28 protein-coding genes are annotated in these 26,544 nt (G+C 35.5%); 11 read left to right on the forward strand and 17 right to left on the reverse strand.

All coding sequences use genetic code 11. From position 1 onward, the window contains the following. Positions 1-3 precede the first annotated feature (3 nt). Positions 4-354, reverse strand: coding sequence for an aspartate 1-decarboxylase (panD, locus tag FB551_RS12925; protein WP_002976902.1), 351 nt, complete (start codon positions 352-354; stop codon positions 4-6). A gap of 399 nt (positions 355-753) precedes the next feature. Here panD and FB551_RS12930 point away from each other — a divergent pair, with 399 nt between their 5' ends. After that, on the forward strand, positions 754-1,044 hold the full coding sequence (locus tag FB551_RS12930) for an HU family DNA-binding protein (protein WP_002976900.1): 291 nt from the start codon (positions 754-756) through the stop codon (positions 1,042-1,044). Between the two features lie 490 nt (positions 1,045-1,534). Here the strand turns inward: FB551_RS12930 and pdxH are convergent, their stop codons facing one another. Further along, positions 1,535-2,176, reverse strand: a complete 642-nt coding sequence (gene pdxH, locus FB551_RS12935) for a pyridoxamine 5'-phosphate oxidase (RefSeq protein ID WP_142017793.1) — start codon at positions 2,174-2,176, stop codon at positions 1,535-1,537. A gap of 24 nt (positions 2,177-2,200) precedes the next feature. Here pdxH and FB551_RS12940 point away from each other — a divergent pair, with 24 nt between their 5' ends. Together FB551_RS12940 and FB551_RS12945 are read left to right on the forward strand one after the other, a co-directional pair. Further along, a complete protein-coding gene (locus tag FB551_RS12940) occupies positions 2,201-2,749 on the forward strand; it encodes a YqgE/AlgH family protein (RefSeq protein WP_047434736.1) in 549 nt (182 codons plus the stop codon). A gap of 104 nt (positions 2,750-2,853) precedes the next feature. Next, positions 2,854-3,438: an N-acetylmuramoyl-L-alanine amidase family protein gene (locus FB551_RS12945; protein ID WP_047434739.1), complete on the forward strand. Its 585-nt coding sequence runs from the start codon at positions 2,854-2,856 to the stop codon at positions 3,436-3,438. An 85-nt stretch (positions 3,439-3,523) separates the two neighbouring features. Here the strand turns inward: FB551_RS12945 and FB551_RS12950 are convergent, their stop codons facing one another. The 10 genes from FB551_RS12950 to FB551_RS12995 all read right to left on the reverse strand — a co-directional run bounded on the left by FB551_RS12950 (position 3,524) and on the right by FB551_RS12995 (position 14,953). Continuing rightward, positions 3,524-4,339, reverse strand: coding sequence for an aminotransferase class IV (locus FB551_RS12950; protein ID WP_142017794.1), 816 nt, complete (start codon positions 4,337-4,339; stop codon positions 3,524-3,526). Positions 4,340-4,417: 78 nt separating this feature from the next. After that, complete coding sequence (locus tag FB551_RS12955; RefSeq protein WP_034696870.1) at positions 4,418-4,804, reverse strand: START-like domain-containing protein; 387 nt, start codon at positions 4,802-4,804, stop codon at positions 4,418-4,420. 188 nt (positions 4,805-4,992) lie between these two features. Continuing rightward, on the reverse strand, positions 4,993-6,168 hold the full coding sequence (locus tag FB551_RS12960; protein ID WP_142017795.1) for an aspartate aminotransferase family protein: 1,176 nt from the start codon (positions 6,166-6,168) through the stop codon (positions 4,993-4,995). A 27-nt stretch (positions 6,169-6,195) separates the two neighbouring features. After that, on the reverse strand, positions 6,196-6,786 hold the full coding sequence (locus tag FB551_RS12965; protein ID WP_142017796.1) for a hypothetical protein: 591 nt from the start codon (positions 6,784-6,786) through the stop codon (positions 6,196-6,198). Positions 6,787-6,798: 12 nt separating this feature from the next. Next, the gene (locus FB551_RS12970; RefSeq protein WP_047434747.1) at positions 6,799-8,538 is read right to left on the reverse strand and encodes an OstA-like protein; all 1,740 of its coding nucleotides are present in this window, start codon (positions 8,536-8,538) and stop codon (positions 6,799-6,801) included. Between the two features lie 3 nt (positions 8,539-8,541). Continuing rightward, on the reverse strand, positions 8,542-9,015 hold the full coding sequence (locus tag FB551_RS12975) for a Fur family transcriptional regulator (RefSeq protein ID WP_002976876.1): 474 nt from the start codon (positions 9,013-9,015) through the stop codon (positions 8,542-8,544). Positions 9,016-9,080: 65 nt separating this feature from the next. Further along, positions 9,081-11,075, reverse strand: coding sequence for a KUP/HAK/KT family potassium transporter (locus FB551_RS12980; RefSeq protein ID WP_047434751.1), 1,995 nt, complete (start codon positions 11,073-11,075; stop codon positions 9,081-9,083). 114 nt (positions 11,076-11,189) lie between these two features. Next, positions 11,190-12,170 (reverse strand): pyruvate dehydrogenase complex E1 component subunit beta, encoded by a 981-nt coding sequence (locus FB551_RS12985; protein WP_047378880.1) that lies wholly within the window; start codon positions 12,168-12,170, stop codon positions 11,190-11,192. A gap of 238 nt (positions 12,171-12,408) precedes the next feature. Then, a complete protein-coding gene (locus tag FB551_RS12990) occupies positions 12,409-12,828 on the reverse strand; it encodes a DUF2147 domain-containing protein (RefSeq protein WP_047434752.1) in 420 nt (139 codons plus the stop codon). 196 nt (positions 12,829-13,024) lie between these two features. Beyond that, positions 13,025-14,953, reverse strand: a complete 1,929-nt coding sequence (locus tag FB551_RS12995; RefSeq protein ID WP_142017797.1) for an LTA synthase family protein — start codon at positions 14,951-14,953, stop codon at positions 13,025-13,027. 89 nt (positions 14,954-15,042) lie between these two features. On the opposite strand from FB551_RS12995, the gene FB551_RS13000 reads away from it, so the two are divergent. The 6 genes from FB551_RS13000 to FB551_RS13025 are packed head-to-tail and all read left to right on the forward strand — an operon-like array spanning position 15,043 to position 18,642. Beyond that, entirely contained in the window at positions 15,043-15,756 is a 714-nt protein-coding gene (locus tag FB551_RS13000; RefSeq protein WP_142017798.1) for a CDP-alcohol phosphatidyltransferase family protein, read from the forward strand. A gap of 41 nt (positions 15,757-15,797) precedes the next feature. Beyond that, the gene (locus FB551_RS13005) at positions 15,798-16,562 is read left to right on the forward strand and encodes a 3'-5' exonuclease (protein WP_047434759.1); all 765 of its coding nucleotides are present in this window, start codon (positions 15,798-15,800) and stop codon (positions 16,560-16,562) included. A 2-nt stretch (positions 16,563-16,564) separates the two neighbouring features. Continuing rightward, complete coding sequence (locus tag FB551_RS13010) at positions 16,565-16,963, forward strand: putative signal transducing protein (RefSeq protein WP_142017799.1); 399 nt, start codon at positions 16,565-16,567, stop codon at positions 16,961-16,963. Between the two features lie 8 nt (positions 16,964-16,971). Beyond that, positions 16,972-17,532: a hypothetical protein gene (locus tag FB551_RS13015; RefSeq protein ID WP_047434765.1), complete on the forward strand. Its 561-nt coding sequence runs from the start codon at positions 16,972-16,974 to the stop codon at positions 17,530-17,532. Between the two features lie 7 nt (positions 17,533-17,539). Beyond that, positions 17,540-18,145, forward strand: a complete 606-nt coding sequence (locus tag FB551_RS13020; RefSeq protein ID WP_142017800.1) for a fumarylacetoacetate hydrolase family protein — start codon at positions 17,540-17,542, stop codon at positions 18,143-18,145. A gap of 59 nt (positions 18,146-18,204) precedes the next feature. Beyond that, positions 18,205-18,642: a universal stress protein gene (locus FB551_RS13025; protein WP_047434768.1), complete on the forward strand. Its 438-nt coding sequence runs from the start codon at positions 18,205-18,207 to the stop codon at positions 18,640-18,642. 85 nt (positions 18,643-18,727) lie between these two features. Here FB551_RS13025 and FB551_RS13030 read toward each other — a convergent pair whose 3' ends face one another. Next, positions 18,728-18,961, reverse strand: a complete 234-nt coding sequence (locus FB551_RS13030) for a DUF6341 family protein (protein ID WP_047434770.1) — start codon at positions 18,959-18,961, stop codon at positions 18,728-18,730. Between the two features lie 42 nt (positions 18,962-19,003). Between FB551_RS13030 and FB551_RS13035 the strand changes: the two genes are divergently transcribed. Together FB551_RS13035 and FB551_RS13040 are read left to right on the forward strand one after the other, a co-directional pair. Further along, complete coding sequence (locus FB551_RS13035) at positions 19,004-19,909, forward strand: DUF6427 family protein (protein WP_047434772.1); 906 nt, start codon at positions 19,004-19,006, stop codon at positions 19,907-19,909. Between the two features lie 6 nt (positions 19,910-19,915). Further along, positions 19,916-20,500: a DUF3109 family protein gene (locus FB551_RS13040; protein WP_142017801.1), complete on the forward strand. Its 585-nt coding sequence runs from the start codon at positions 19,916-19,918 to the stop codon at positions 20,498-20,500. A gap of 75 nt (positions 20,501-20,575) precedes the next feature. Here FB551_RS13040 and FB551_RS13045 read toward each other — a convergent pair whose 3' ends face one another. From FB551_RS13045 to FB551_RS13060, 4 genes are all read right to left on the reverse strand, one after another. Beyond that, entirely contained in the window at positions 20,576-23,440 is a 2,865-nt protein-coding gene (locus FB551_RS13045) for a M16 family metallopeptidase (protein WP_142017802.1), read from the reverse strand. Between the two features lie 155 nt (positions 23,441-23,595). Continuing rightward, positions 23,596-24,282, reverse strand: coding sequence for a hypothetical protein (locus FB551_RS13050; RefSeq protein WP_047434776.1), 687 nt, complete (start codon positions 24,280-24,282; stop codon positions 23,596-23,598). A 194-nt stretch (positions 24,283-24,476) separates the two neighbouring features. Next, positions 24,477-25,811: a trigger factor gene (locus FB551_RS13055; protein ID WP_142017803.1), complete on the reverse strand. Its 1,335-nt coding sequence runs from the start codon at positions 25,809-25,811 to the stop codon at positions 24,477-24,479. 136 nt (positions 25,812-25,947) lie between these two features. Further along, positions 25,948-26,520, reverse strand: a complete 573-nt coding sequence (locus FB551_RS13060; RefSeq protein ID WP_047434782.1) for a hypothetical protein — start codon at positions 26,518-26,520, stop codon at positions 25,948-25,950. Between the last annotated feature and the right edge of the window lie 24 nt (positions 26,521-26,544).

Below are 26,544 nucleotides of genomic sequence, written 5' to 3' on the forward strand. Positions count from 1 at the left end.
GTACTATGTAAGAAGGTTTGTTTTTTCATCCGGGAAAACGATCTTCGGCTGGAAGTCTTTTGCTTCCTCCGGAGTCATCTGAGCATAAGCAATAATGATAATGATATCATCTTTCTGTACTTTTCTTGCTGCAGGCCCATTCAGACATACTTCTCCTGATTTTCTTTTCCCTTTGATCACGTAGGTATCAAAACGTTCTCCGTTGTTCACATTGACGATATAGACTCTTTCTCCCACTACCAGACCGGCAGCTTCTATAAGATCTTCATCGATCGTTATACTCCCTATATAATTAAGGTCAGAGGCAGTTACTCTCACCCTATGAATCTTAGACTTGAAAACTTCTATTAACATGCTGCAAATTTATTAATAAAAATTAATAAAACAGGCCTTTATTAACATTTTAAAACTCCCACAAACACAGGGGTTTAATTTCACAAAACACAAGAAATATAAAAATTACTTATATATTTAACAATCATATGGTCAAAAAAATTAATTGTTTATACACAATTTAGGATTTAATAAATACGAAAAATAATATTAACTTTTTGCTAAAGTCAATACACATAAGCATTTGGCATGATTTTAGTAACCTGTAACGTAGATTTTCTGTGAAAAGTGGAATTATCATATTTTAACTGATTTCAGTGAAAAGCAAAAAAATTTTACAAGTTTTAATAAAAAAATTGCACAATTAGAAAATAGTACTATATTTGCTATAATTACGAACTAACTTTAATATTAAAAATTATGAACAAGTCTGAATTAATCGACGCAATCGCAAAAGATGCAGGTATCACTAAAGTTGCAGCAAAAGCTGCTTTAGAATCTTTCATTGGTAACGTTACAACTACTTTAAAGAAAAAAGACGGAAAAGTTTCTTTAGTAGGTTTCGGTACTTTCTCAGTAGCTGAGAGAGCGGCTAGACAAGGTATTAACCCTGCAACTAAAAAACCAATCAAAATTGCTGCTAAAAAAGTTGCTAAATTCAAAGCTGGAGCTGATTTATCAAATGCAGTTTCAGGTGCTAAGAAAAAATAATCATTCAGATTACAAAAATTCAAGGGCTGTTTCTTAGAAACAGCCTTTTTTTTATTTTAAAAAGATGATAGAGAATTAAACCATTAAGATGTTTTAAGGGGGTAAGAATTATTAAGTTTTGGCTGAAGCCTTTATTATACATAATAAAATAAGCGGGCTAAAGCCCGCTTCTATTGATAATGGAAACCTTGTTGTATTTGAAAAAATAGTCATTCAATAGGAACGCGCTATAATCCTGAGCTTAGTCGAAGGGAGCCGGTTTAAAAATAAATATCAATTCGCACAGCTTTAGCCAAAACTTAAAAGTAAATATAGTGCAGCATATCTTGTCATTATTCTCTGCAAACTAAATAAGTTTTGGCTGAAACCTCTATCATTATGCATAATAAAAATAAGCGGGATAAAGCCCGCTTCTATTGAATTACAGAGTTTATATTTCAAGTGGTTTATCTCATATTAAAACCGTCACTTCTAACCTCTTATTTTACCCTTAAGGAGCCAGTCTTGAAATCTTCCAGTCAAGATCTTCCAGCTGATAAATAATCCTGTCATGGAGGCGGTTGGGTCTTCCCTGCCAGAATTCAATTTCATAAGGTCTTGCAAGATAACCTCCCCAATTGGCAGGTCTTGGGACTTCCGTATTTTCATACTCCTTTTCCAGTTCTTTTAATTTACCTTCCAGAAACTCTCTGTTCGGAATCACCTGGCTCTGCGGAGAGACCACAGCTCCCAGCTGGCTTCCTTTCGGCCTTGAATGAAAATAACCATCACTAAGGTTTTCTGCAATCTTTTCAAGATCTGCTTTAATAATGATCTGTCTTTCCAGATTAGGCCAGAAAAAATGCAGACAGGCTTTATGATTGTTTTCTATTGCTTTTCCTTTTCTGCTGTCATAATTGGTATAAAAAATAAATCCTTCATGGGTATATGCTTTAAGAAGTACCATTCTTGTTCTCGGACACCCATCTTCCTCTATTGTAGAAACTGCCATAGCATTGGCTTCTGAGATCATCGGACTCTCATTGGCTTCCAAAAACCAGTCTCTGAACTGCTCAATTGGATTTTGTTTTATCTCACTTTCAATAAGTTGGGATTTCTCGTACACTTTTCTTTTGTCGTGCAGGTTTTCCATAAATATTTTTTATTAAATTTGAGTATGAATCACTCATACAAAGGTAAAATATTAATCTCGACACCTGACATTTCCGGCGATATTTTTTCACGATCGGTGGTATTGGTTATTGAACATAATGAAAGTGGTGCATTTGGTTTGATATTGAATAAAAAGAACAGCCAGATGAGTAGCAAATTCAAAGATTTTTTTGACTTTAAAATAGAGGTATATGATGGAGGACCTGTAGAAAACGACAAGGTATTTTTCATTGTAAAAGGCAAAAGAGTTACGGAAATCTATACCGATATCACTGATGAATACTATCTTACAGAAGATATTGAAAAGATCATTAATGCGGTTTTAAGCAGTGAACTGGATATTGAGCATATCAAAATATTTTCCGGGTATTCCGGATGGTCTTCGAACCAGCTGGACACTGAGGTTCAAAGAAAAATGTGGACCGTAGTAGATGTTTACAATCTTGATTATACGCTTCCCAATGATCAGACACTCTGGAAGTCTATCATGCAGAATCTGGGAGGAGAATTTCTTCTCTGGGCCAATTCCCCTGAAGATATTTCACTAAACTAAATGCATACTTTTTCGTATCATTCTGATAATTAACAAACTTTAAGATTCTTTTAACCAATTTTAAAGAAAGTTTTTCCGTTCTTTGGGAAACTAAAATCACTGATATGAAAGGTATTACATTACTTGCTTTATCAATATTTTCTACCGCATTTTTATCATTTACTCCTATCAACAAAAAATATATTGTCATCGATGCCGGACATGGTGGAAATGATTTTGGGGCCACTTATGGTGAAATTCTGGAAAAAAATATTTCATTAAGCGTAGCTAAGGAAATCCGGAAAATCAATGAAAGCCAGGACAAATATGAAGTTATTTTAACAAGGGATTCAGACAGCTATCCTACTCTTTCCGAAAGAACAGAGCTGATCAACAAGCTGAACCCTGAAATGGTCATTTCCCTTCACGTTAACAGTTCTCCGCAAAAAGAAAGATCTGACAACGGATTTGAAGTTTACGTTCAGAATTCTGATGTTTCAAAGGAATTGGCTGGAAAAATTTACAAGAAATTCAATGCCCGTAAAATTGAAGAACGCCACAATCTTCACATGCTAAGAGAAACCAAAGCACCTGCTGTATTGGTAGAACTTGGCTTCATTAATAATTCTGACAACAGGAATTACATTACCAGTGAAAAAGGGCAGAAAGAAATCGCACAAAAATTTGTTGAAATTATCAACGAATATTAAATAAAAAAAACAATTTCTGATTTACTCAGAATAAAACCCGGTAAAGGACTTCTGTAACTTTGTTGTTTACCGGGTTTGTCAATTTTTATGAGTTAAAACTTTTCTTCCAGCTTTCTACCAATCCGGAGAAACGGGAGGTTTCAAAAGTCTTGTTTCTTATCTTACCTACAGAAAACATACCTTTCTCGTCAGAAATCATTAAAATTTCTTCAGCTTTCTGAGATTCAAATGCAATAATCTCGTGTTCCTGGATATCTGCAAGGTTATTTTTATGTAAAAAAGTAACAAAATTTTCCATTAAAGGAGAGATGTAGGCTCCTTCTGTCTGCTTTGGCACTTTGATCACATCACCTTCTAAAAAGAGAAGATTTCCGGCAGTGGTACGTGCTATTCTTTTGTTTGGATTCAGAAGAATTACGTCGTCAAGATCATTTTCCTGGGCATAAATCCCCCCATAAATATTTTCCGGACAGTGAACCCTGATATTACTCAAAAGGTTGTTATTAACGTTAATTTCTTTAATCAAATCTAATTCCAAAGGTCTTTGATGAACAGCAAGCACATCCGCCATTTCCGTTACTTCGTAAAAGTAGGAAACAGAAGATTTCGCCAATGTTGCGCCATCATTATTTCTGAACACCTGGAAATTGATAATTCCGTTCCGTACTCCTTTACCTTCAATAATTTCTTTTTGGAAAAGAGTCTGGAAAAACTCCAGGGTATAAGTCAAAGGAATATTGAGTCTCATCTTTCTCATGGAAGCCATCAGGAAAAAGTAGCATTCTTCGTCCATGATCAATCCACCATTTCTTACAAAGAAAGAAACTTTCACTGAGTCTCCCCAAAGAAAAGCTCTGTTCTTTACATTTAACTCGTCTGATGTAAAATATTGATTTTCCAATTTTTGATGTGATTTATTTACAAAAAAATAATGAACGATAAATCGTTCATCAGTTTTATCATTTCATATAGCCCGGTATTATGCCGCACCTAGTTTTATTCTCAGGTTTTCGATAAGATTTTCCCAATACATTGCATTTTCCTCTTCATCACCTTCTTCACAGAAATCTGTAATATTTAAAGCAAGATCTTCTGTAATATCATCAATTGTGATAGTCATTTCAAAGAAATTTTTTGTTCCTTCATCTTCTTCCCATCTGAAACGCACGAAACCTTCAGGCTTATATCTGATCAAAGTGGCCTTCTCAGCAGGTCCTCCACCCCAGCTAAAAAAGAAATCATCGCCTTTCTCTGTTACCTCATCCGCAAACCATTCAGACAATCCCTCTGCAGTCGCCAGATATTCGTATAAAATCTCTGATAAACAGTGCATTGGAAATTCGTAATGGACTTTATGTTTCGCCATATAATCTTTGTTTTATCGTCCCGCAATATATAAATTAATTTTTTTATTACGCAAAAAAACAATTACTTTTTTATAGAATCTGTATGATATTTGTCACTGGATTTAAATCTCTGTGATGTTAAATTTTAAAGCTAAAAGTTACCATGCAAAACATAAAAAAATCTCCCCATTCAGGAGAGATTTTATCTTTAATTTTCATTCAGTATATCGAGAATAATCTGACATCCTTCACGGATTTCTTCCAGAGATAATGTAAGGGGCGGAGAGATTCTCAGGTATTCATTTCTGTACAATTGCCAGAAAACAATAAGCCCTCTTTCCATACATTTTTTGGCCACTTCCAATGTGTATTCAGGAGTTCCCAGGTTAACAGCAAGCATTAATCCTTTACCGTTGATATTTTTGATTTTAGGATGAACCAAAAGTTCTCTGAACAACTTCTCTTTTTCCTCCACTTCATTCATTAAGCCGCTTTCCAGCACTTCTTTTAAAGTAGCGTAACTTGCGGCCGCAATCAACGGATTTCCTCCAAAAGTAGTAATGTGACCCAATTTAGGAGAATGTGAAAGCGTTTCCATGATTTCTCTGGAACTCATAAAAGCTCCTACAGGAACACCGCCTCCCATTCCTTTACCCATGACAAGAATATCAGGAACGATACCAAAGTGCTCGAAAGAGAATAACTTCCCTGTTCTTCCGAATCCCGGCTGTATTTCATCTAAAATTAAAAGCGCTCCTACTTCTTCGCATCTTCTTTTTAATTTGATCAGATAGTCGTTATCCGGAACGAGAAACCCCGCTGCTCCCTGAATGGTTTCAAGGATAACACAAGCGGTCTTCTCCGTAATTTTACCAAAGTCTTCTTCATTGTTAAATTCAATAAAAGACACCATTGGCAGTAAAGGACGGAATTCTCTCTTGTGGGTTTCATTTCCTGAAACACTTAAAGCCCCATGGGTATTTCCATGGTAAGAGTTTTTAAAGGAAACAATTTCCTCCCTTCCAGTATATCTTTTAGCCAGTTTTAAGCTTCCATCGATAGCTTCTGCACCGCTATTCACAAGGTAAGTCACTTCTAATGGATCAGGCGTCGCTTCTGCAAGCAAACTGCATAATGCGACAGGTTTTTCCTGTGCATATTCTCCGTACACCATTACGTGAAGATATTTATCCGTCTGTTCTTTGATTGCATTCACAATTTTAGGATGTGAATGTCCCAAAGTATTGGCAGAAACCCCTGCTACAAAGTCAAGATATTTCTTCCCGTCTGTACCATAAATATAGCTTCCTTCAGCTTTTTCAACTTCAAAACCTGCAGCAAACTTAGTAGTTTGTGCCTGATATAGAAAAAAATCTTTTTGCATTTCAGAAATATTTTATGAAAGTCTAAATCAGTTTTCTTCTTTAGTACCTTTCTTTATTTTTATTTTAGATGTATTGTTGTAATCAAAATCAGAAAGATCATCGAGCTCAGTCTGAATTTTCTGTTTCCAGTCCTGTAGTTTCTGAGTATTAAGGCCATAATTGGTTTCATTGTCTATCAGGGCCTGAGCTTTTGTATATTCAGCTGTCAGATTATTAAACACTTCATTGGCATAAGTAAAACCTTTCCACAGCGTATTTTTATGAATAAGAAGATCTTTACGCATTTTTCGGGCATATACTTCGGCTAAATCAAAATTGACCTGCTGATATTCTATCATAGCCGGAATATTGCGAGAATCAGGATTTATTGATGAAGCACTGCTGGAAAATTTATTGATAATCTTTTTATTAAAATTATTACTTAGCGCATTAAATCCCCTTAACTGATAAGAAAAGTTGATTGCTGATCTGATTGAAATACGATCATCATGGGTAATCAATTTATAATCCTCTTTCTGTAATTTTCGTTCTTTACTCCATACAAATTCACCCGGTTGTAAATCTTGTGAAAAAAACATCAATGGAAAAAATAATAACAGTAACAGAATTTTTTTCATACCTATTGCTTTCTATTTTCTTACTCTCTTTGGTTTTTTAGCTTCTTCTTTAGCTTTTTCGTCGTCAATTGCTTTCTGTGCTTTATCAAACAATTCGCTATCAGCCGTATATTGTATTTCTTCGTTGTTTGGACTGTCTACAAGGATATCCTGCCATTTCCGGATCCGGTCTTTTGTATTCCAGTTGAAATCCGGGAATTTTCTTTTCGAAGGTTCTATCATACTCATAGGATAAGTATCGGAAGCTGCTCCAATACTGCAGGAAATAATCTGGAGTGCTCTTTCTTCAAACAATGCTCCGATAATTCCGCAGGTAGATAATGTAATTCCTATTCTTTCAGGCTTTTTAGTTTCCTGATCAGTATCATCAACATATACGATTGACTGCGCGTTTCCAACTACTCTTGCTTCTTTAATCGCATTTTTCTCATAGTACACCGTCATGAATTTCCCTTTCACCTGATTAAATTCGTCTTTCAGGGTAAGTGAATCTACTTTACTGATGGCAAAGGCATTTCCGATTACTTTCAGAGAGTCAATATCTTCTGTTTTGGTATTGAAATAAGCTTCCACTTTATCTCCTGTAACCTGTTTCTCACCGCTCCAAAGAATCGGGTTGGTATACATATGCATGATTCCGTCTGTTTCATTGAAGGCAATGGAGTCTGCTCTTCCTTGTGCATTGGATTTAAAAATACGTGCCTTTTTAAAAGCTCTCAGATAGCTTTTCTTGATTTTAATATCTAATGTATCCGGTCTTTGGTAAGAGATAATTTTTTCTGCAGCAAAATAAATGGAGTCTTTTTCCATTACTTTTACAGCATAAGGATTTTTAGTCATCATTGCGGAGTCTTTTTTCTCAAAAATTTCTCCATAACCTCCTTTTATATATCTCCTTTCTATAGGATCATCAAGGGTTACATTTCCTGTTGCTTTGCCAAATCCTGAAATCTGATTATAGTACATATCATCACCGGTAAGGATTTTTTCATTATAAAAGATCCTGGAGTTTTTGGTTAGATAAGCCTCTTTGGAATCCATTTTATAAGTTCCTTTTTCCGTGTAGATTCTGTTTCTTGGATTGGTTTTGCTGGTAATGGTTGTAGGACCTAGAAAATCAGCAATTTTTGTATTCTGATTCTGCTTGATGTTGGGTCCTTCTATAGTATACTGAGGGGTTTCAATCTTTACATTTCCAGTAAGATCTACCACTCTTGTATTAAGAAAATAGGTTCCTACTTTGGCATAGGTTACGTTCTGCCCATCAGAAATTGTCCCTCCTGTGTTAAAATAAGCCTGATTAGCCAACCTGTCATAGTACAGGATATCTGTTTTTATGGTTTGTTTAGGATCAGTTAAAACCACATTTTTCCGGGCAACACCTTTCTGGGTATTGGCATCATATTCCATTTCACCTGCTGTGATGACAGATCCGTCGGTGTTCTGAAGTCTTGTATTGCCTATTGCTTTTACAAAGTTTTCTTCATTATACAATACTACTTCATCTGCTGTAAGGATGGAGCCTTGGTGTTCTATCTGAACATTTCCGGTAAAATATTGATTTCCGTCGTATTTTTCAGGGTTTTTCTTGATCTCGTCCGCATGGATGATCTTTACTTTATCTTCAGGTCTCACCTGTTTGGGCTGAGCCGGTGAAGGAGCCTGCAAATAAGGATCTCTCTTCACAGGAGTTTTATCCTGCGCAAAGCTTAGCGTAGAAATAAAGAGTAACAGAAAAAGGGCTATTCTCATTAATTAGTCATTCTTAGTGCCATAGAAATATAGCGAATGAGAATCAATTTTTACGCCAAAAGCTTCTTCAATGGCTTCTTTGATTCCTTGGATTCTTGGGTCACAGAATTCAATAATTTCTTCAATTTCTTTATCAGAGTCTTTTTTGTAGATCACCAGGTGGTCATGCTGTTTGTCAAAATAAGACTTTTCATAAGATGAAGAAGTCAATGTCTTTTCTCCGAACTGATGCTTACGGATTAAGCCAGCATCAAGGAAGATTTCAATAGTGTTGTAAATGGTTGCTTTGGAAACATGATATTTTTTCTGCATCATCAGAAGATACAGATCATCAACGTTAAAGTGATGATCCATATTATAAATCTCTTCCAATATCGTATATCTTTCAGGTGTGTTTCGGAACCCCTTTTCTAATAAGTAGTTTCTCAAAACATCCTTGATCAAAGCTATATTTTTTTCTTTTTGTATTGTATCCATTAAAAAAATTATCTACAAATTTATTGAATTTTATTTAAATAGATAGTATGGTTAAATACGGGTGGCTACGAGTTGTGGCGGAAATACCCGGACTGCTCGATCTTATTATCATAAACTGTTAATTCTGTGATCGGTGCAGATTCTACTTCTACGTTATGCGAAGATACTCCCCAGGCCTTAAAGTCGTCACTTCCGATATACTTTACAAAGTTATAAATGTTAAGAGTAATCTTCTGTTTAACAGTTAAAAGGATATCGTTGATATAGGTGTTATCTATGATCACATATTTAAGATCCGGTGGTATATCATGAGCTCTTAAAGATGGATGGCTGCTTCTTGACGGAATGGTTCCGTCTGCCATTAAATCTTTAAGAACCATATTGAAATAATCATTGATTCTTCGGTCCACTTTAAATCCTAACAGGAAGTTGATTTTATAAACGGTTCCCGGAAGAATTTCATCTACGGTATATCTGAAAGTGTAGGGATCTTCCTGATTCACGATGCTCAGGATGAAGTAATGATCTGCTCTTTTGGGTTGTTTTTTGATAATGGAATAGATAATTTTTGATTCTACTTCATCATTTCTTTTTGCTCTGCTCAGATAAGCCAGATTGGTAGCGTACTTCGGAATAGTTTCGTCCAGTTTCATGTCTTTGAGAATAGACACATATTTTTCTATTTTCACAAACTGGATAAATCTTGTTTTGATCAGTCTTCCGTTATACCATGCATACATAGAAACTCCGATAGAGCCAGCCAATACAACGGTGATCCATCCACCTTCCATGAATTTGATAATGTTGGCACTGAAGAAACCTAATTCAATTGCCATATAAACCATTGCGAAAACCAGAATCAGGACCTTGCTTACTCTGTGTTTCAGCAGCCAGAAGACCAACAGAACTGTGGTCATCAACATCGTCACAGTAATGGAAAGTCCATAAGCAGCTTCCATTTTTCCTGACTCTCTGAAGTGAAGAACAACAATGATACACAGGATAAGAAGTCCCCAATTGATTCTTGGAATATACATCTGTCCTTTTACTCCGGAAGGGTAATCAATTTTCTGATTCGGCCAAAGGTTAAGAGACATTGCTTCTGAGAATATGGTGAAGGAACCTGTAATCAATGCCTGGCTGGCAATAATTGCAGCGGCTGTTGCTAAAATTACTCCCGGAATAATCATCCATTCTTCCATAATTCCAAAGAACGGGTTGACTACAGAGAACCCTGGTTTGCTGTAATTGGTCAAAAGCCATGCTCCCTGTCCAAGATAATTAAGAATAAGCATAATCTTAACAAATGCCCAGCTTATTCTGATGTTTTTAGCACCACAGTGTCCTAAGTCCGAATACAATGCTTCTGCTCCGGTTGTACAAAGGAAAACAGCTCCTAAAATAACAATGGCACTCGGAGAGTTGACAATAAGTTTATAAGCGTAATAAGGGTTAAAAGATCTTAAAATCTCAAAGTTTTCACTTAAATGCATTACTCCCAGACCTCCCAATACTAAGAACCAAACTACCATTACCGGACCAAAAAATTTTCCGATAAAGCTTGTTCCAAACTGCTGTACCACAAAAATGGCAATAAGAATTCCGATGGTAATAGGCACAACGGGGGTGTGCGGATTATAAATTTCAAGACCTTCAATAGCTGACATTACCGTTAGTGACGGTGTAATGACTCCGTCTGCAATAAGGGCTGCAGCTCCAATGATTGCAATGAGGTACAACCATCCTTTCTTAAGGTTTCTTACCAGTGAAAACAAAGCAAGAATACCACCTTCACCTTTGTTATCTGCTCTCAAAGCAATGATCACATATTTTATTGTGGTTTGCAGGGTAAGAGTCCAGATAATACAGGAAAGAGCTCCTTCTATGTATTCATTGAAAGGCATATTGCTCCCCTGGGACCTTGCATTCACAATTGCTTTCATTACGTAAAGCGGAGAGGTACCAATATCTCCAAAAACAATTCCTAGAGACACTAAAACTCCCATAAAGGAAAGCTTCTTTATATCGAAGTGGTAGCCATCTTCTGTAACTTCTGCCATATCAGCTTAATTTATTTTAAAGGCGCAAATTTATACTAATTTTATGACGTCAAGAATTTTTCTTCATGAATATAATAAATGAAAAAACTTCCTTTCGGAAGTTTTTTTCTATAACTATTTTACGTACATCGCTTTTTTGATTTCCTCTTTTACTTTTTCAAGTTTAGGGAACCATTCTGCAAACAATGCTGCAGAGTAAGGTGCAGGTGCATCAGGAGTAGTGATTCTCTTGATAGGAGCATCTAAATAATCAAATGCTTTTTGCTGTACCATATAAGTAATTTCAGAAGATATAGAAGCAAATGGCCAAGCTTCTTCTAAAATAACCAGTCTGTTTGTTTTCTTTACTGATGCCAGAATAGTATCAAAATCAAGAGGACGAACTGTTCTAAGGTCAATAACCTCTACAGAGATTCCTTCTTTAGCCATATCTTCAGCAGCCTGTAAAGCAAGCTTCATGATTTTTCCAAAAGAAACCAAAGTAACATCTGTACCTTCTCTCTTGATATCTGCTTTTCCTAGTGGTAAATAATATTCTTCTTCAGGAATTTCCATTTTATCTCCATACATCTGCTCAGATTCCATGAAAATAACAGGGTCATTATCCTGAATTGCGGTTTTCAGCAATCCTTTTGCATCATAAGGATTTGAAGGAACCACTACTTTAAGGCCAGGGATGTTTGCAAACCAGTTTTCAAAAGCCTGAGAATGGGTAGCTCCCAATTGTCCTGCAGAAGCTGTAGGTCCACGGAAAACGATTGGACAGTTCCATTGTCCACCACTCATCTGACGGATTTTCGCTGCATTATTGATAATCTGATCAATTCCTACCAATGAGAAATTGAATGTCATATACTCTACAATTGGTCTGTTACCATTCATTGCAGCACCCACAGCAATTCCTGTAAATCCAAGTTCTGCAATTGGGGTATCAATTACTCTTTTAGGACCAAACTCATCCAGCATTCCTTTTGAAGCTTTATAAGCACCATTGTATTCTGCAACTTCCTCCCCCATTAAAAAGATGGATTCGTCTTTACGCATTTCCTCGCTCATTGCCTGTGCAATTACCTCACGAAAAGTATATTCTGCCATATTTATTCGAAAAATTTAGACTACAAAAATAGTGATTTTTTATTATACACATCATAAAAAGACGTCTCATTTGACCGAGAAGTCTTTTATTAATTTTATTTAAAACTGATTTTTCTCCTGTAGACTGAGCCCTTTGTAATTTTTCATAAGATCCTGAATACATTCTATACATTCTTTTATCTACAAAAAATGACATCTCATTTCTGAAATGTCATTTAAAATTCTATTTAAACTTATATTAATTAGCTTTCTCCCAAACCTGGGTTCTTCCTAATAAAGATAATCCTAAGTACCCTCTTACGTTCAGTTTATCACCGCTTCTTGTAATGGTACATTTGTATGTTTTTCCTGTTTTAGGATCCGTTATGGTTCCGCCTGTGAATTCATCACCATCTTTTTTCAATCCTCTGATGATTTCCAATCCTAAAAGCGGCTTTCCTTTTCTGTCATCTTTACAAAGTGTACAGTTAGGATCAGTTGGTTTTATTAACAGCTGAGAAACTTTTCCATAATATTTCCCATCTGATTTTTTGTACACTTCAACAATAGATTTTGCCTGTTTTGTCTCATCATCTATCGTTTTCCACTTACCTTCGATCTGTGCAAATGTAAGTACACCACATAAAGAAAGTGCGAACGTTAACAATATTTTTTTCATATTTCTTATAGTTTTAATTTTAATACAATATTCTTATCTACGTATTGATAAAAATATAAATTAATTTTCAACGAACAAAAACTTTTATTATACAAAGCATAAAGAGGCGAAGAAAAGTAAAATCAATAAATACTAAAACAATTAATTTGCCAATCAGCATATTGACTATTTCGCCATTCTATTTTTTGTCTTCTGCCTAATACAGCTTCCTGTTAATCACTCTATCCATATAATCCTGATACCAGGCCTTTGCTATTTTCTTTCCTCGTTCTATTTCAGGATTTTTAACTTCATTCATGATATTTTTTTCAAGGCTCAGATCAGATTTATCATATACTCCGATAATTTCTTTTCCGTCAAAGCGATAAATATAATTTCCGATCATGAACTGATCTGTACTTCCATCCGAGTTGACTACGATGAAAGGATATTTTTTGTCACTCACCAGACTTCTCCCCCAGCTTCGGATTGGTTTATTGTACCCGATAAGGTCTGCCAGTGTAGGATAAATATCCGCCTGCTGTGCTATTTCCTGACTGACTCCTTTTAACTGATACGCAGGATTCGGAGAATAGAAAACCAATGGAACGGCATAACGGTTCATGGCTCTTTCATATTCCGGATAATATACCTGGTTGGTATGATCTCCTGTGAAAACAAAGATCGTATTATTGTACCAAGGCTGTTTTTTAGCGGTCTCAAAATATTGTTTGATCGCATAATCCGTATACTGCATCGGCTCATGGATTTCAATTTTTCCTTTTTTAAATTTCCCGTTGTATTTTTCAGGAATTTTAAAAGGGTGATGTGATGATGCCGTAAATACGGTAGTCATAAAAGGTTGTTTCTTTCCTACATTCTTTGCGAAATACTGAAGGAAAGGTTCATCCCATATGGCCCACATCCCATCAAAATCTTCATCATGATTGTATTCTGTTTTCCCGAAATAATGTTTAAATCCTAAAATATTTCCGAATCCAAGGAATCCCATAGAACCATTCGGTGCTCCATGATAAAAAGAAGTATCATATCCAAGATCATTACAGACAGAAACGATAGACTGAATTTTCTGATTGGAATACGGAGATCCTGTAAATGCATCCGTAAGACTCGGAATTCCGGCCAACACACTGCTCATCCCATGAATAGACTGTCTTCCGTTTGCAAAAGTATTGGGGAAAATAAGACTTTGGGTAGCTAAACTATCCATAAAGGGAGTATAAGAAACGTAGTCTTTAATATTTTTGTCTTTATTGAATGCGCCTGAATATTCTCTCCCGAAAGATTCTACAATGAAAATAACAATATTGGGACGGTTCTCCACTTTTCTGTCATATACTTTATAGGGCTGAACATTGTCTTCGATAAACTTTTCGTCTACAAAGTGAACTTCCTTGAAATTGTTGGTATTTAAAGTCCTGAAAAAGGAAAACGTACTGTTGAGTACCATATTTCCCTGAAGCGGATTTGTCACAAAACGGGTTGCATCCACCATATTGATAGGTCTTGTACTGTGTTTAAAATCTCCTCTTATTCCTCCCACAACCAGCACCGCTGTAATACACAGTGTAAGAATGGAAGTAATAAAGTAAGGAAGTAGTTTCAAAGGTTTCACCTCTTGTACTTTTATCCTTTTATAAAGGAAAACCCATAAGGCCATCAACACAACATACCAAATCAGGACAAAAGGATGTTCTCCCACAGAGATCATCAATGTTTTGGAAACATTAGATTCATGTTCTGCTACCTGAAATACTGCTGAAGTAAGCCTTGCCTGCGAAAATTTATAGTAAATAAAATCCCCGAAATTCATAGCATAAGCAATCCCGTTGGTAATGAAATACAGCCAGAAAAGAATCTTCTGAAAAACTTTCTTTGTATTAATAACCAATGGCAATAAACTAAGGAGTATAAATAGTGCATTGACATATAAAATAGCTGTTGTATCGAAAGCTGTACCATGGAAGGCCAGCTTTATATATTCTGAAACAGAGTCAACTTTAATCAGATCTTTATTAAAGTACCAGAATAAAAGTCTGGCAATCTGATAGAAAAAATAGGCTAAAAAAATCCTGTAAACCAATGCCAGAACTTCCTGTTTTCTAAATCCTTTTAAAAATTTCATGGAGCAAATTTACATCAAAATCACTGTAATGCATTTTTTAGTTCATATTATTTTGAGTTAGAATTTTTAAAAACTGTAATTTTGTGCTTATGGATTTTATAAAGAATAATCTGGCCAATGCCTTAACCCTGGCCAACTTATTTGCAGGTTGTGTAGGGGCAATACATTTAATTTTAGGAGATTATCAGACAACGGCAATCTGTCTTATCCTCTCTTCAATTTTCGATTTTTTCGATGGCTTTGTAGCCAGAGCTGTAAAATCAAACTCCAATCTTGGGCTTCAGCTGGACTCGCTTGCGGATATGGTAAGTTTTGGAGTTATTCCCGGACTTACTATGTACAAAGCTCTTGAACCGTTTGGTGCAGAACTGCTTGGAATGCATTTTCCGTTTGAAATCAAGTATCTGGGACTCATTGTCACTGTATTTTCCTGCCTTAGACTTGCCATCTTCAATCTTGATGAAGAGCAGCGTTATTATTTCAAAGGATTGAACACGCCAACCAACACCGTTTTGCTGTTCGGTCTTTATTATGCCTTTAAAGAAACCGGATCTTTCAGCTTTTTGTTTGATAATGAACTGCTACTGGTTATGCTTACTCTTCTTACTTCATGGCTTCTGATCAGCCCGATCAAAATGATGGCCATGAAATTCAAATCAAAACAACTAAAAGACAACTATCCTAAAGTTGTATTGTTGGTAGGAGGAATTGCCATTCTTGCGATATTCCAGATTGTTGGAATTCCAATGCTTGTTATTTATTATATGTTAGTGTCACTCATTTTTCAGGCACAGTTAAAATAGACTCACTTAAATAAAACACATTCAAATTATTAATAATCGACATGAATTTAAAACTCCATAAACCGCTTTGTATTTTTGACCTGGAAACTACAGGAACCAACATCGGAAAAGACAGAATTGTTGAAATCTGTATTTTAAAAGTAAATCCTGATGCTTCCAGAGAAAGCAAAACATGGCGTGTCAATCCGGAAATGCTTATTCCAAAAGAAAGCAGTGAGATCCACGGGATTTATGATGAAGATGTAAAAGATGCTCCTACTTTCAGAGATATTGCTTCTAAAATTATGGAAATGATTACCGGAAGTGATTTGGGAGGATTTAATTCCAACCGGTTTGATGTTCCGCTTTTGGCTGAAGAGCTTTTAAGAGTAGGAATGGATTTTGATCTGAGTAAATTCAGACTGGTAGATGCACAGACTATTTTTCATAAAAAAGAACCTAGAAATTTAGGAGCAGCTTATCAGTTCTACTGTGGAAAAACATTGGAAAATGCCCATTCTGCAGAGGCTGATGTAATGGCAACGTTTGAAGTTCTGGACGCTCAGGTGGGAAAATATGACGATATTCCGAATGAAATAGCACCGTTAAGCGAGTTTACATTCCATAATAAGAATGCAGATCTTGCCGGATTTATCGGTTATAATGAAAAAATGGAAGAGGTTTTCAACTTTGGAAAATATAAAGGCCAGGGGGTAAAAGCGGTATTCCAAAAAGACTTAGGATATTTCGGATGGCTTCAAAACGCTGATTTTCCTTTGTATACAAAGAAAATTTTCACAAAAATTCAACTCTCAAGCAGGTTTTAAAAATGTCTGATCTGGTTCGTTTTAAATTTTATGAAACTGCCCTTGAAGCTAACAGGGACAAGCAGATACTGAGTGAAAACGGTATCAATAGTTTCATTGCGAATGAGCAGCTGATCCAGTCGGATTGGCTTTTATCACAGGCGGTAGGAGGAATACAGCTTCAGGTGTTTGAAGAAGATGTGGAAAAAGCACAGCAACTCCTGCAAGACTATAAAGACAACGAGCAATATTCGCTGGAAGTAGAACATACCATTGAAGATCCTGAGTTTGATTTTGTCTGCCCGAAATGTGGTTCCAATCACATCTACAGGGATGACAGTGCTACCAGTTTCTTTGGTATTTCTTTCCTGACGAGTCACAAATTCAAATGTTATTATTGCGGGAATGAGTTTACGCATTAAAGCTTTATATGATCAAAAAGATTGGAAAAATTTTACTCATCATCATTCTTGGCTCTCTTGTTTTCATAACGGGAAAGTTCTTATTAGTATGGAACAGCGTAGAAGTTGATCATAGTTTAAGCCAGAAACCTCTTTTTAAATCTTTTGATCAACAAAAACAAACAAGTATTTGGGGTTCAGAGAGTGAAGATATTAAAACCAATGATTTTAAGACAAAATCAGACAGTATAAGTCCAGCATATTACAGGTGTTCTATTAATGAAAATCCAATGCTAAACGTTACATTTTCTGTTGGAGATGGTTTCAGCGGTGGTGGTTTTCAGATAGATATTTTTCAAAATAGATATAAAATCTCTCCCTATTCTTATACTGACAATGTAAAACTTTTTGACTTTTTGGACACAGGAGAATATTATAAAATTTTGGACAGTAAAGTTATTCTGGATAAAGAATCTTATCAAAAAGGAGATAGCCTCTTCGGATATACTGAACTTAAAGTTCAAAGAAGATATGGTCCTGAAAAATATATAGAAGAAGGTAAAGGATATTTTAAAGGTAAAGTAAATTAATTAAGTTATGAAAATAATCTGCATAGGAAGAAACTACAGTGAGCATGCAAAAGAATTAGGAAATGAAATTCCTGAAAATCCTGTTATTTTTATGAAACCGGATACCGCTGTTTTAAAGGGAAATGATTTTTATATTCCTGAATTCTCCAATGATATTCACTACGAACTTGAAGTAGTAATAAAAATTTCAAAAGGAGGAAAATATATTCAGAAAGAAACAGCACACAAACATTATGAGGAAATTGGCCTTGGGATAGATTTCACAGCGAGGGATCTTCAGAGTGAACTGAAATCAAAAGGGCTTCCATGGGAGCTTGCCAAAGGTTTTGACGGTTCTGCAGTGGTAAGCAGTTTCTTCAAAAAAGAGAACTTCAGTCTTGAGAATCTTCAGTTTTCATTATTAAAAAACAAAGAGAAGGTACAGGATGGCAATACGAAAGATATGATGTTCAATTTTGATGACATTGTAGCTTTTGCATCCAAGTATTTTACATTACGAGTAGGTGACCTTATTTTCACGGGAACTCCAAAAGGGGTTGGAAAAGTAGAAGAAAATGATATCCTGGAAGCTTATCTTGAAGAGGAAAAAATCCTTGATATCCGAATATTATAAGTATTTAACATCACAGTCTGACAAATTTTCCCTATCTTTAGGTAACAAAACTAGAGGTTATGATAAATATTGTATTACCCGTAGATTTTGGGGACAAGACAGACCAATTGGTAGAAGGTGCCATAAAATTTGCAAAACAGCTTAACGGCAGAATTTACCTGATCCACGTAGCGCCATCAGATATCGGCTTTGCCATTGGTGATATGGGATTTCAATATTTTCCTGAAGTGGAAGCCAATGAAATCAGAGAAGAGCTGGTGCAGCTTAATAAAATTGAGCAAAGAATCATCAGTCATGATATTGATTGCGAGCACCTTTTAAAACAAGGACTTGCCAAAGATATTATTCTGGAACATGCAAAGGCAAAAAATGCAGATTATATTGTGATGGGATCACATGGCAGAAGCGGAATCTATGATGTATTCGTGGGAAGCTTAACGAAAGGAATTACGAAAAGTTCAAGTATTCCTGTTTTAGTACTTCCAATTCACGACTAAAGAAAAAGAAAATTTTAATCGTTAGTAATAAAAAAACCGATCAGAGCATATTGTCTGATCGGTTTTTTACTATATAACCAATTAATTAACCTTCTTTTTTGTAGATATTCGGATCGTAGTAAGGATGCTTACCTTCCGTTGGAGAATAATAGTCTTTATCTTTGTCACCACCTAGTGTAACCACCAGTACATAGCACCAATAAGTAAATAGTACACAGCAAACTATAAATAGAATCCAGTTTAAAACATTTCCAAACGCATCAAAGAAACCGAAAGTCCATTTGAAAACTTTGCTTAAGAATAGAAAGAAAGACGTCATTATTTTCCTTTTTTAAATTAACTTTGTACAAATTTATAAAAAATGTTTAAATTACTTTCAAAAGAAAGCAATATTTTTTCAATTCCTGTTTATATTGGTTTTCTTCTTTTAGTAGTCGTAATATTTAACATATTGAATTTCAATACTTACGAAGCTATAGTTGCCGGAATAACTTTTCTGGGAATTGCTTTGGGATATTTTTGTTTTCACAGTATTGCCCTTAATTATCAGACCCATCTGCCATTATTTTTATATACTTTTTTTATTTTTGGGCTGTATCCCGGAAATCTGGATATAGGAATTGCGGTTTCTCTGCTTACCAATTCCTTTCTTATCCTGCTACTGACCAGTGCAGATGAAGATATCAGGAAGAAGTCTTATGTTTTGGTGGGATCTATTGTAGCCCTGAACTTTATTTTTCTTCCTACAACATGGCCGATGGCTGTTTTTGTAATTATTCACGTGATTGCAACCTCTGCCAAAATCGGGTTGAATCTTTTCAGATTCCTTTTGGGAATTGTTCTGATCACATTCAGTTATTTTTCTGTAATGTATTTCTGTCAGTTCACCTCATGGAATATTGATTATTTTCCGTTTGGAAGAATGAAACCGGTAACAGATTACACGGAACTTTTACCATTGATTCCTGTGGTTCTGATGCTTATTTATGCCGTATATGACCATTTTAAAAATTATAATAAGAAAAGTCCGATAAGCAGGTATAAATATACTTTCTTACTTGTTTTTTCTGTGGCACAGCTTGTTTCCATCATTTTATATATGAATAAAAGCTACGAATATCTGCTTCTTCTGGCATTTCCTTCAAGCATTATTCTTAGTAGAATGATGAGATTTTTACCCAAATACTGGATGCGTGAAGCCAGTGTATGGCTTATTATTATTAGTTTACTGACCTTTAAAGCAGGTACAGTTTTTGATTTATTTTAGAAAATTATGATTCAGATAGACGATAAATTAATTTCAGAGGAAATTTTTTCCGAAGAATTTGTTTGCAACCTTACAAAATGTAAAGGTGCATGTTGTGTGGAAGGAGATGTGGGAGCTCCGTTGGATAAAAACGAGCTTGAGATATTGGACAGTATTTTTGATAAAATAAAACCTTACCTTACTCAGGAAGGAATTAAAGCCCTTGAAGAACAGGGAACATGGACTACTGATCCGCACGACGGAATGTATGTTACTCCAATGGTGGAGAACCGCGAATGTGCTTATGTAACCTTCGATGAAAAAGGAATTACAAAATGTGGAATTGAAAAAGCATACGAGGATGGTACTGTAGACTGGCAGAAACCTATTTCATGCCACCTTTACCCAATCCGTGTTACAGAATATTCTGCATTTACTGCATTGAATTATCATGAGTGGAATGTATGCAGCGATGCCTGTACTCTTGGAAAGGAGCTTCAGGTTCCTGTCTATAAGTTTTTAAAAACTCCACTGACGAGAAAGTATGGTGAAGAATTTTATACTGTTCTGAGCGAAGCTGCTGAAGAATGGAAAAAAGAGTATGGCTCTTAACTGATAAGGATTTGAATTAAATAACAAAAACCGCAGATTTCTCTGCGGTTTTCTTATTGTAAGTAAAAAGTATGACTAGTTAGCAGCTCCTGCTTTTACAGTAGTTACTTCTATTTTTTTAGTTTCCTCTTTTTTAGCATTTTCCCAACCGTCTTCCGGCATCAAAGTGGCTACAATTCTACCTTTTGTAAGATATTTTTTTGCAACATTCTGAAGATCCTTTACTGTAAGTGCTTTTACTTTATCCTGATAATTTAAGATATCATATTTGTCACTTCCGTCTAACTGGTTCTTAGCAATGGCATTCATCCAAAACATATTATCTTTCAGTTCTGTTTTGTTGTCATTATATTCACCTTCTTTGTATTTATCCAGGTCTTTTTGTTCAGGGCCGTTATCTATAAGCTTCTGAAGCTCTGCAATAGCACTTTTAGTCAGTTTATCTGCATTTTCCGGACCACAAGGGAAATTAATACCGAAACTATAAGTTCCGTACGGTATTTTATTCATTCCTCCTCTTGCACCTCCTCCATAGATACCGCTTTCATCTTCTCTTAATTTTTCGATAACTTTAATAGTAGCTACTTCTCCAAGTGCGGATAATGCTAAAGCTTCTTTCTCATTATACGGAGCCTCTCCGCTGTAAGAGATAGAAACCATACTCTTAGGATCTTTTCCTTTTTTATACACTTTGCTGTAATCTCCGGTCATCGTTCTGTATCCTGTATCTTTATACATTGTTGTTTTTCCTGATGACGGCAGGCTTGCAATATACTGCAGCACTTCTTCTTTAAATTTAGCTTCGTCTATATTTCCTACAAAATAAAACTGGAAGTTTCCGGCATTGGCAAATTTATCTTTATAAATATCATATGCTTTTTTATAGTCCGTATTAGCCCAGTCTTTCTCCATTGGGAAAACTCCGATAAATCTAGGATTCTTCTGATTCATGAATTTTGCATGCTCATTAGAGAAATATGCCTGAGGATTAGACAGCAGGTTATTCAGCATCGCAGATTGCTTTTCCTTATAAGCATTAAAGGAAGCAGGATTATAATTTAAGCTTGTAAAATAAGCATACATCAGCTCCATAGCAGTTCCTAAATCTTTTTGTGTGGTTCTTCCGGAAACCCCTTCAAAAAGAGAAGTTACCATAGGATTCACGTTCACTTGTTTACCGGCAAGATAGTTGGTAAGATCAGCTTTTGAGAATCCTCCTACTCCGGCTTCTGTTAATGCTGAGAATGCAAACTGTGTCTTATTGTAGTCTGCATCGGGGATAAGAGAACTTCCTCCTAAACTTCTTGCTGTAAACACAATTTCATCATCTTTGAAATCTGTTTTCTTGAAAGTAACTTTCGCTCCGTTGCTTAAGGTCCAGGTTGTTGTTCCTAACTTGGCATCTGTTTCGGTTTTAGCAATTTTTCCTTCAGATTTGAAAGGCTTCACCAGATTTTTGATGGCTGCTTTTTCTTCGTAAGGCTTAAGATCAGCCATTTTTACAGCATCAAATGTATTCAGCACCATTGCTTCTGTAGGCATGGTTACATTATCTTTTTTAGGTCCTGTAATTACAATTACCCTGCTGTCATCTTTCACCATTTTTTTGATGATTTCATTGGTTTGCGCAAGGGTAACAGATGGTAAGAAAGATTTGGTATCTTCATATTCCCATGCTATTCCGGGAATTGGTTCCTGCTCCAGGAAGTTTCTCACATACTCATCTATCAGAATTTCACTCTCTGTTTTATCTTTGTTGTTATAAGATCTTTCAAGATTGGAAAGCACCTGAGATTTTGCTCTGTCTAGTTCAGACTGTGTAAATCCGAATCTTTTTGCTCTTTCAACCTCTTCCAATAAGACTTTTAATGCGCTCAGCTGGTTTCCCTCTTTCACCATAGCAAATCCCTGGAACGCTTCTTTACTTCTTGCATATGTTCCCCCATGGTACACAGATCCGAAAGTAAATGGTGGGTTTGTAGAATTGATCAGTTCTCTCAATCTGTTATTTAACATGGTAGTTGAAAGGTTTTCAACAATACTTTGATTGTACTGTTCTACAGTTACGTCAGGCTTATAGGCATCAGCATCTTTCATGATAAACTGTACCATAGAATTAGTAGCATCAGGGTCTGTTTCAATAGCTACCAGAGTTTCTTTGTGATTCGGAAGATCAAAAGATTTTCTTTCTCTGGGCTTTGAAGGGTTTTTATATTTACTGAAATTATCCTTGATTTTTTTTTCAATTTCATCTACATTAATATCTCCTACTACAATGATTGCCATCAGATCCGGTCTGTACCAGTCCTGGTGGAATTTTCGGATAACATCTGGTTTGAAATTTTCCAGCACTTCTTTTTTACCAATTGGAAGCCTCTCTGCATACTGAGATTTATATAAAAATTTAGGAAGATATTTATCCATCATTCTTTTATCAGCTCCAAGTCCCAGTCTCAGTTCTTCCAATACAACTCCTCTTTCTTTGTTGATCTGCTCATCGGAAAGTGTTGCATTAAATGCCCAGTCTTCCATTACTTTCAGCCCTGCATCAAGATTTCCCGGCTTATCCAACGGGACAGGAAGCATATAAACAGTTTCGTCAAAGCTTGTATACGCATTAAGGTGTTGTCCGAATTTCACTCCGATAGACTGTAGAAAGTCTACTAATTTATTATCCGGAAAATTTTTGGTTCCGTTGAAATTCATGTGCTCCATAAAATGGGCCAATCCTCTTTGATTTTCGTCTTCAAGAATAGATCCGGCATTGATTGCCAGACGGAAATCTACTTTTTTCTCAGGTAACGTGTTTTTTTTGATGTAGTACTTCATTCCGTTGGAAAGAGTACCAATTCGTACAGATGGATCCACTGGAATATTCTGTCCAAAGGCATTCGCAGACATCAGGAAAATGACTGCAAATGAAGATAATACTTTTTTCATGGTTATTTGATTTTATTTACGGCTTAAAACTAATATTTATTCACAAGGTGAAGAAATCATTAAATCTATTTTATAGTTAAATTTGAGTTAAAATTATTTATATACTAAAAAAACCGGGAAATTCCCGGTTTTTTTATCTTTTAAAAAGCAATTTTTTATTTGAAATCAGCATCCGAAACTCCGGAATTGATTACCACTTTGCTCGTTTTGATTGTCATTTTCTGACCTCCACCTTCAGCTTCTACTTCAGCAGGGAACTGTATTCCATCTACAGCCATATAGCTTTTAATGGTTGCTTTACCTTCTCCTGCATCCGTCTTATACAAAAGTCCCGTTCCGGCATCGAAATAGAATTTTCCTTTGTCTGAAGACAGTACATTATAGTCTTTTCCATCCAGTTTTTCTGTAGATACAGTCTTGAAATTAGAAGCATCAAATGCTAAAGCATCCATAGGTTTTCCTTTTTTAAGGTCTGCAATTTTGTCAGCAGGAATATCTGTTTTAGTTCCCATCTGATCAAAATATCCTTTCTCACCGTCAAAAAGCTGCACCATTTCTTTCCCCATGAAAGATTGTACAGATTTGAATTTATTCCCTAATTTCTTAGTTGTCATTTGGATTTCCATTCCCTGCACAGCAACTGTGTTATCAGTAATGGTAGATTTTACAGCGTCCAGTTTATCTTTTCCACCTAGTGCTTTGAAATAATTATCAACAACTTCTTTAGGTGTAAGTTTTGATTGTACGGCTTCTGTTTTAGCAGATGCAGCCCCTTTTTTCTGAGCTGCTGCAGGCACTGAGAAAAGTACAGCGCAGAAAAACGGAATGATGATCTTTTTCATATTTATAATAAAGTTTAAAAAGTAAATATAGGAATATTGGCGGACATACAAATAAATAATGAGTAATGAGTAATGAATGAGGAATGATAATTGATAAATGATGGGTGGTGATGGTTGAATAATCTTAGATTGGAGGTGAAATAAAAAAACCGCCAAAAAATTGACGGTTTTCAAATATTTATATCTGGGTATAATTATTTCTTAAGCTCTTCTAAAAATTCGTCGTGAGAAATTTTAGTTTCTTTTTTTGTAGCTTTTTCAAGAATTACATCTTTCAGTTTAGCCATTGCTACTTCAGAAGAAATTTGTCTTACCTGCTCCTGGTCTTTCAACATTTCAACAGCATATTTCTGGATTTCTTCATCCCCTAAGTGGTGGATTCCGTAGATAGCCAATTGGTTTTTCACCAACTGCTCAGCCTGAGCTAATACATCAGCATAGTCAAGGTTGATTTCGTTCTCAGTCATCAATTTACCTTCGATGATCTGATATTTCAACTGGTTTTTCTCAGCTTCAAGAATTTCTTTAGCCTGATCTTCAGACTGGATATTCTGGTTAGAGAATAATAACCACTTCACAAGGAAAGATTCAGGAAGTTTTACTTCTTCTTTCTCTGTTACTTGTTCTAATACTTTATTCACAAAGTGAACATCAGCATTCTGTTGGAAATACTCGTCTAATTCAGTTTTCACTTTATCTTTAAGCTCTTCTTCAGACTTGATGTTTCCTTCTCCGTATACTTTGTCGAAAAGATCCTGGTTAAGTTCAGCTAAGTTTAATGAATAGAAATCTTTTACTTTAACTTCTACCTCATTGTGGTGTAAGTGCTCAACTTCTTCTTTGCTGAATCCTAATTCTTTAGCTAATTCTTCGTCACCTGCAAGAGTTTCTTTAGTCACTTTTACAGATTCCTCCATTTTCAACCCTTTTACCAACTTGAAAGCTTCTTTGTTTTCAGCTGTAATCGTAAGGTTTTTTGGGTGGTGGTGGTGCTCACCTTCAGCATCTTCTTCCACAACCTGAGAAACTTCTAAAGCAATGTAAGAATCTTTAGTGATTTTATCTTGAGGAACCTGCTCAGCGAAACGCTTCTGCATGTTTTCAATACTCTTACCGATTTCTTTGTCAGAAGCCTCTACTTTGTAGTGAGGAGCTTCATATTTAGCTAAATCTATAGTGAATTCAGGCTCAAATCCTACTTCGAAAGCAACTTCTAATTGATCAGCATTGTAATCGAATTCGTTTACTGGCTGAGGAACAGGCTGACCAACTAATCTTAGTTTGTTGTCATTAACATAGTTGTTTAAAGCATCAGAAACTTGTCTGTTGATTTCTTCAAATGCAATACCTGCTTCATATTGTTTTTTAACCATACTCAAAGGCACTTTCCCTTTTCTGAATCCAGGAACTTGCGCATTTTTAGCATAATTAATCAACTGCTTCTCTACTTTTTCTTTGTAGTCAGATTTTTCCAATGTTACTGTAAGCAATGCACTTACATCATCATGGTTTTGTGCGGTAACCTTCATTATTGATTAAAATTTTAGGTTGCAAAAATAGGAATTTTTTATGAAAAAAACCCATTTAAAATCAACTTATAAAGCCAAATATTGTTAAATAAAAAACCACCGGAGAATTCCGGTGGTCCAAACAAGATTAATTGTCCTAATTACTTAGGTTGTATTTTGCCTCAGCATCTGTTTCTCCTCCTACTACGCTTCCCCAGGCAGTTCCTGATTTGGCATCATTTACGCTTTGTGGAGAGTGAATTAGAGTTAATTTTAAGAATGGTTCTGTTCCATCAACAGCTTTTACGACAGTCCATTTTGTTCTTAGTCCTACTCTTTTTCCATCGCTTCTAAGGTCACTACCATCTACTCTTTCTACAGTAATATTAGATTTTGGAAAATCAAAAATTAAAAAATGTTCATTTTTAGCATCAATAATTTCCTGAGTAGCATCTTCATTTCCGTTTTTGAATTTTGCCTGAACAGTATAGGTTTTTCCATTTGTAAGCGGTATTGTAGGTGTTCCCCCTGCCCCGATACTATAGTCATAAGTCTGAGTAGTTCCAGCTGCATCATCTGTCACCAACAAAAGGATGTTGGTAAGTTCTTCCTGAGGAAGATCGTCTTCTTCCGCAGAACCGTTTCTCTGACAAGAAGTAACGGCAGTAACAGTGATGAATAAAACAGCTAATAATTTGATAATATTTTTAGTATTGAATAGATTTTTCATTTTTTAAGAATTTTAAAATTGTAA

The sequence above is a fragment of the Chryseobacterium aquifrigidense genome (genome assembly GCF_006716485.1).
Taxonomy (GTDB): domain Bacteria; phylum Bacteroidota; class Bacteroidia; order Flavobacteriales; family Weeksellaceae; genus Chryseobacterium; species Chryseobacterium vietnamense.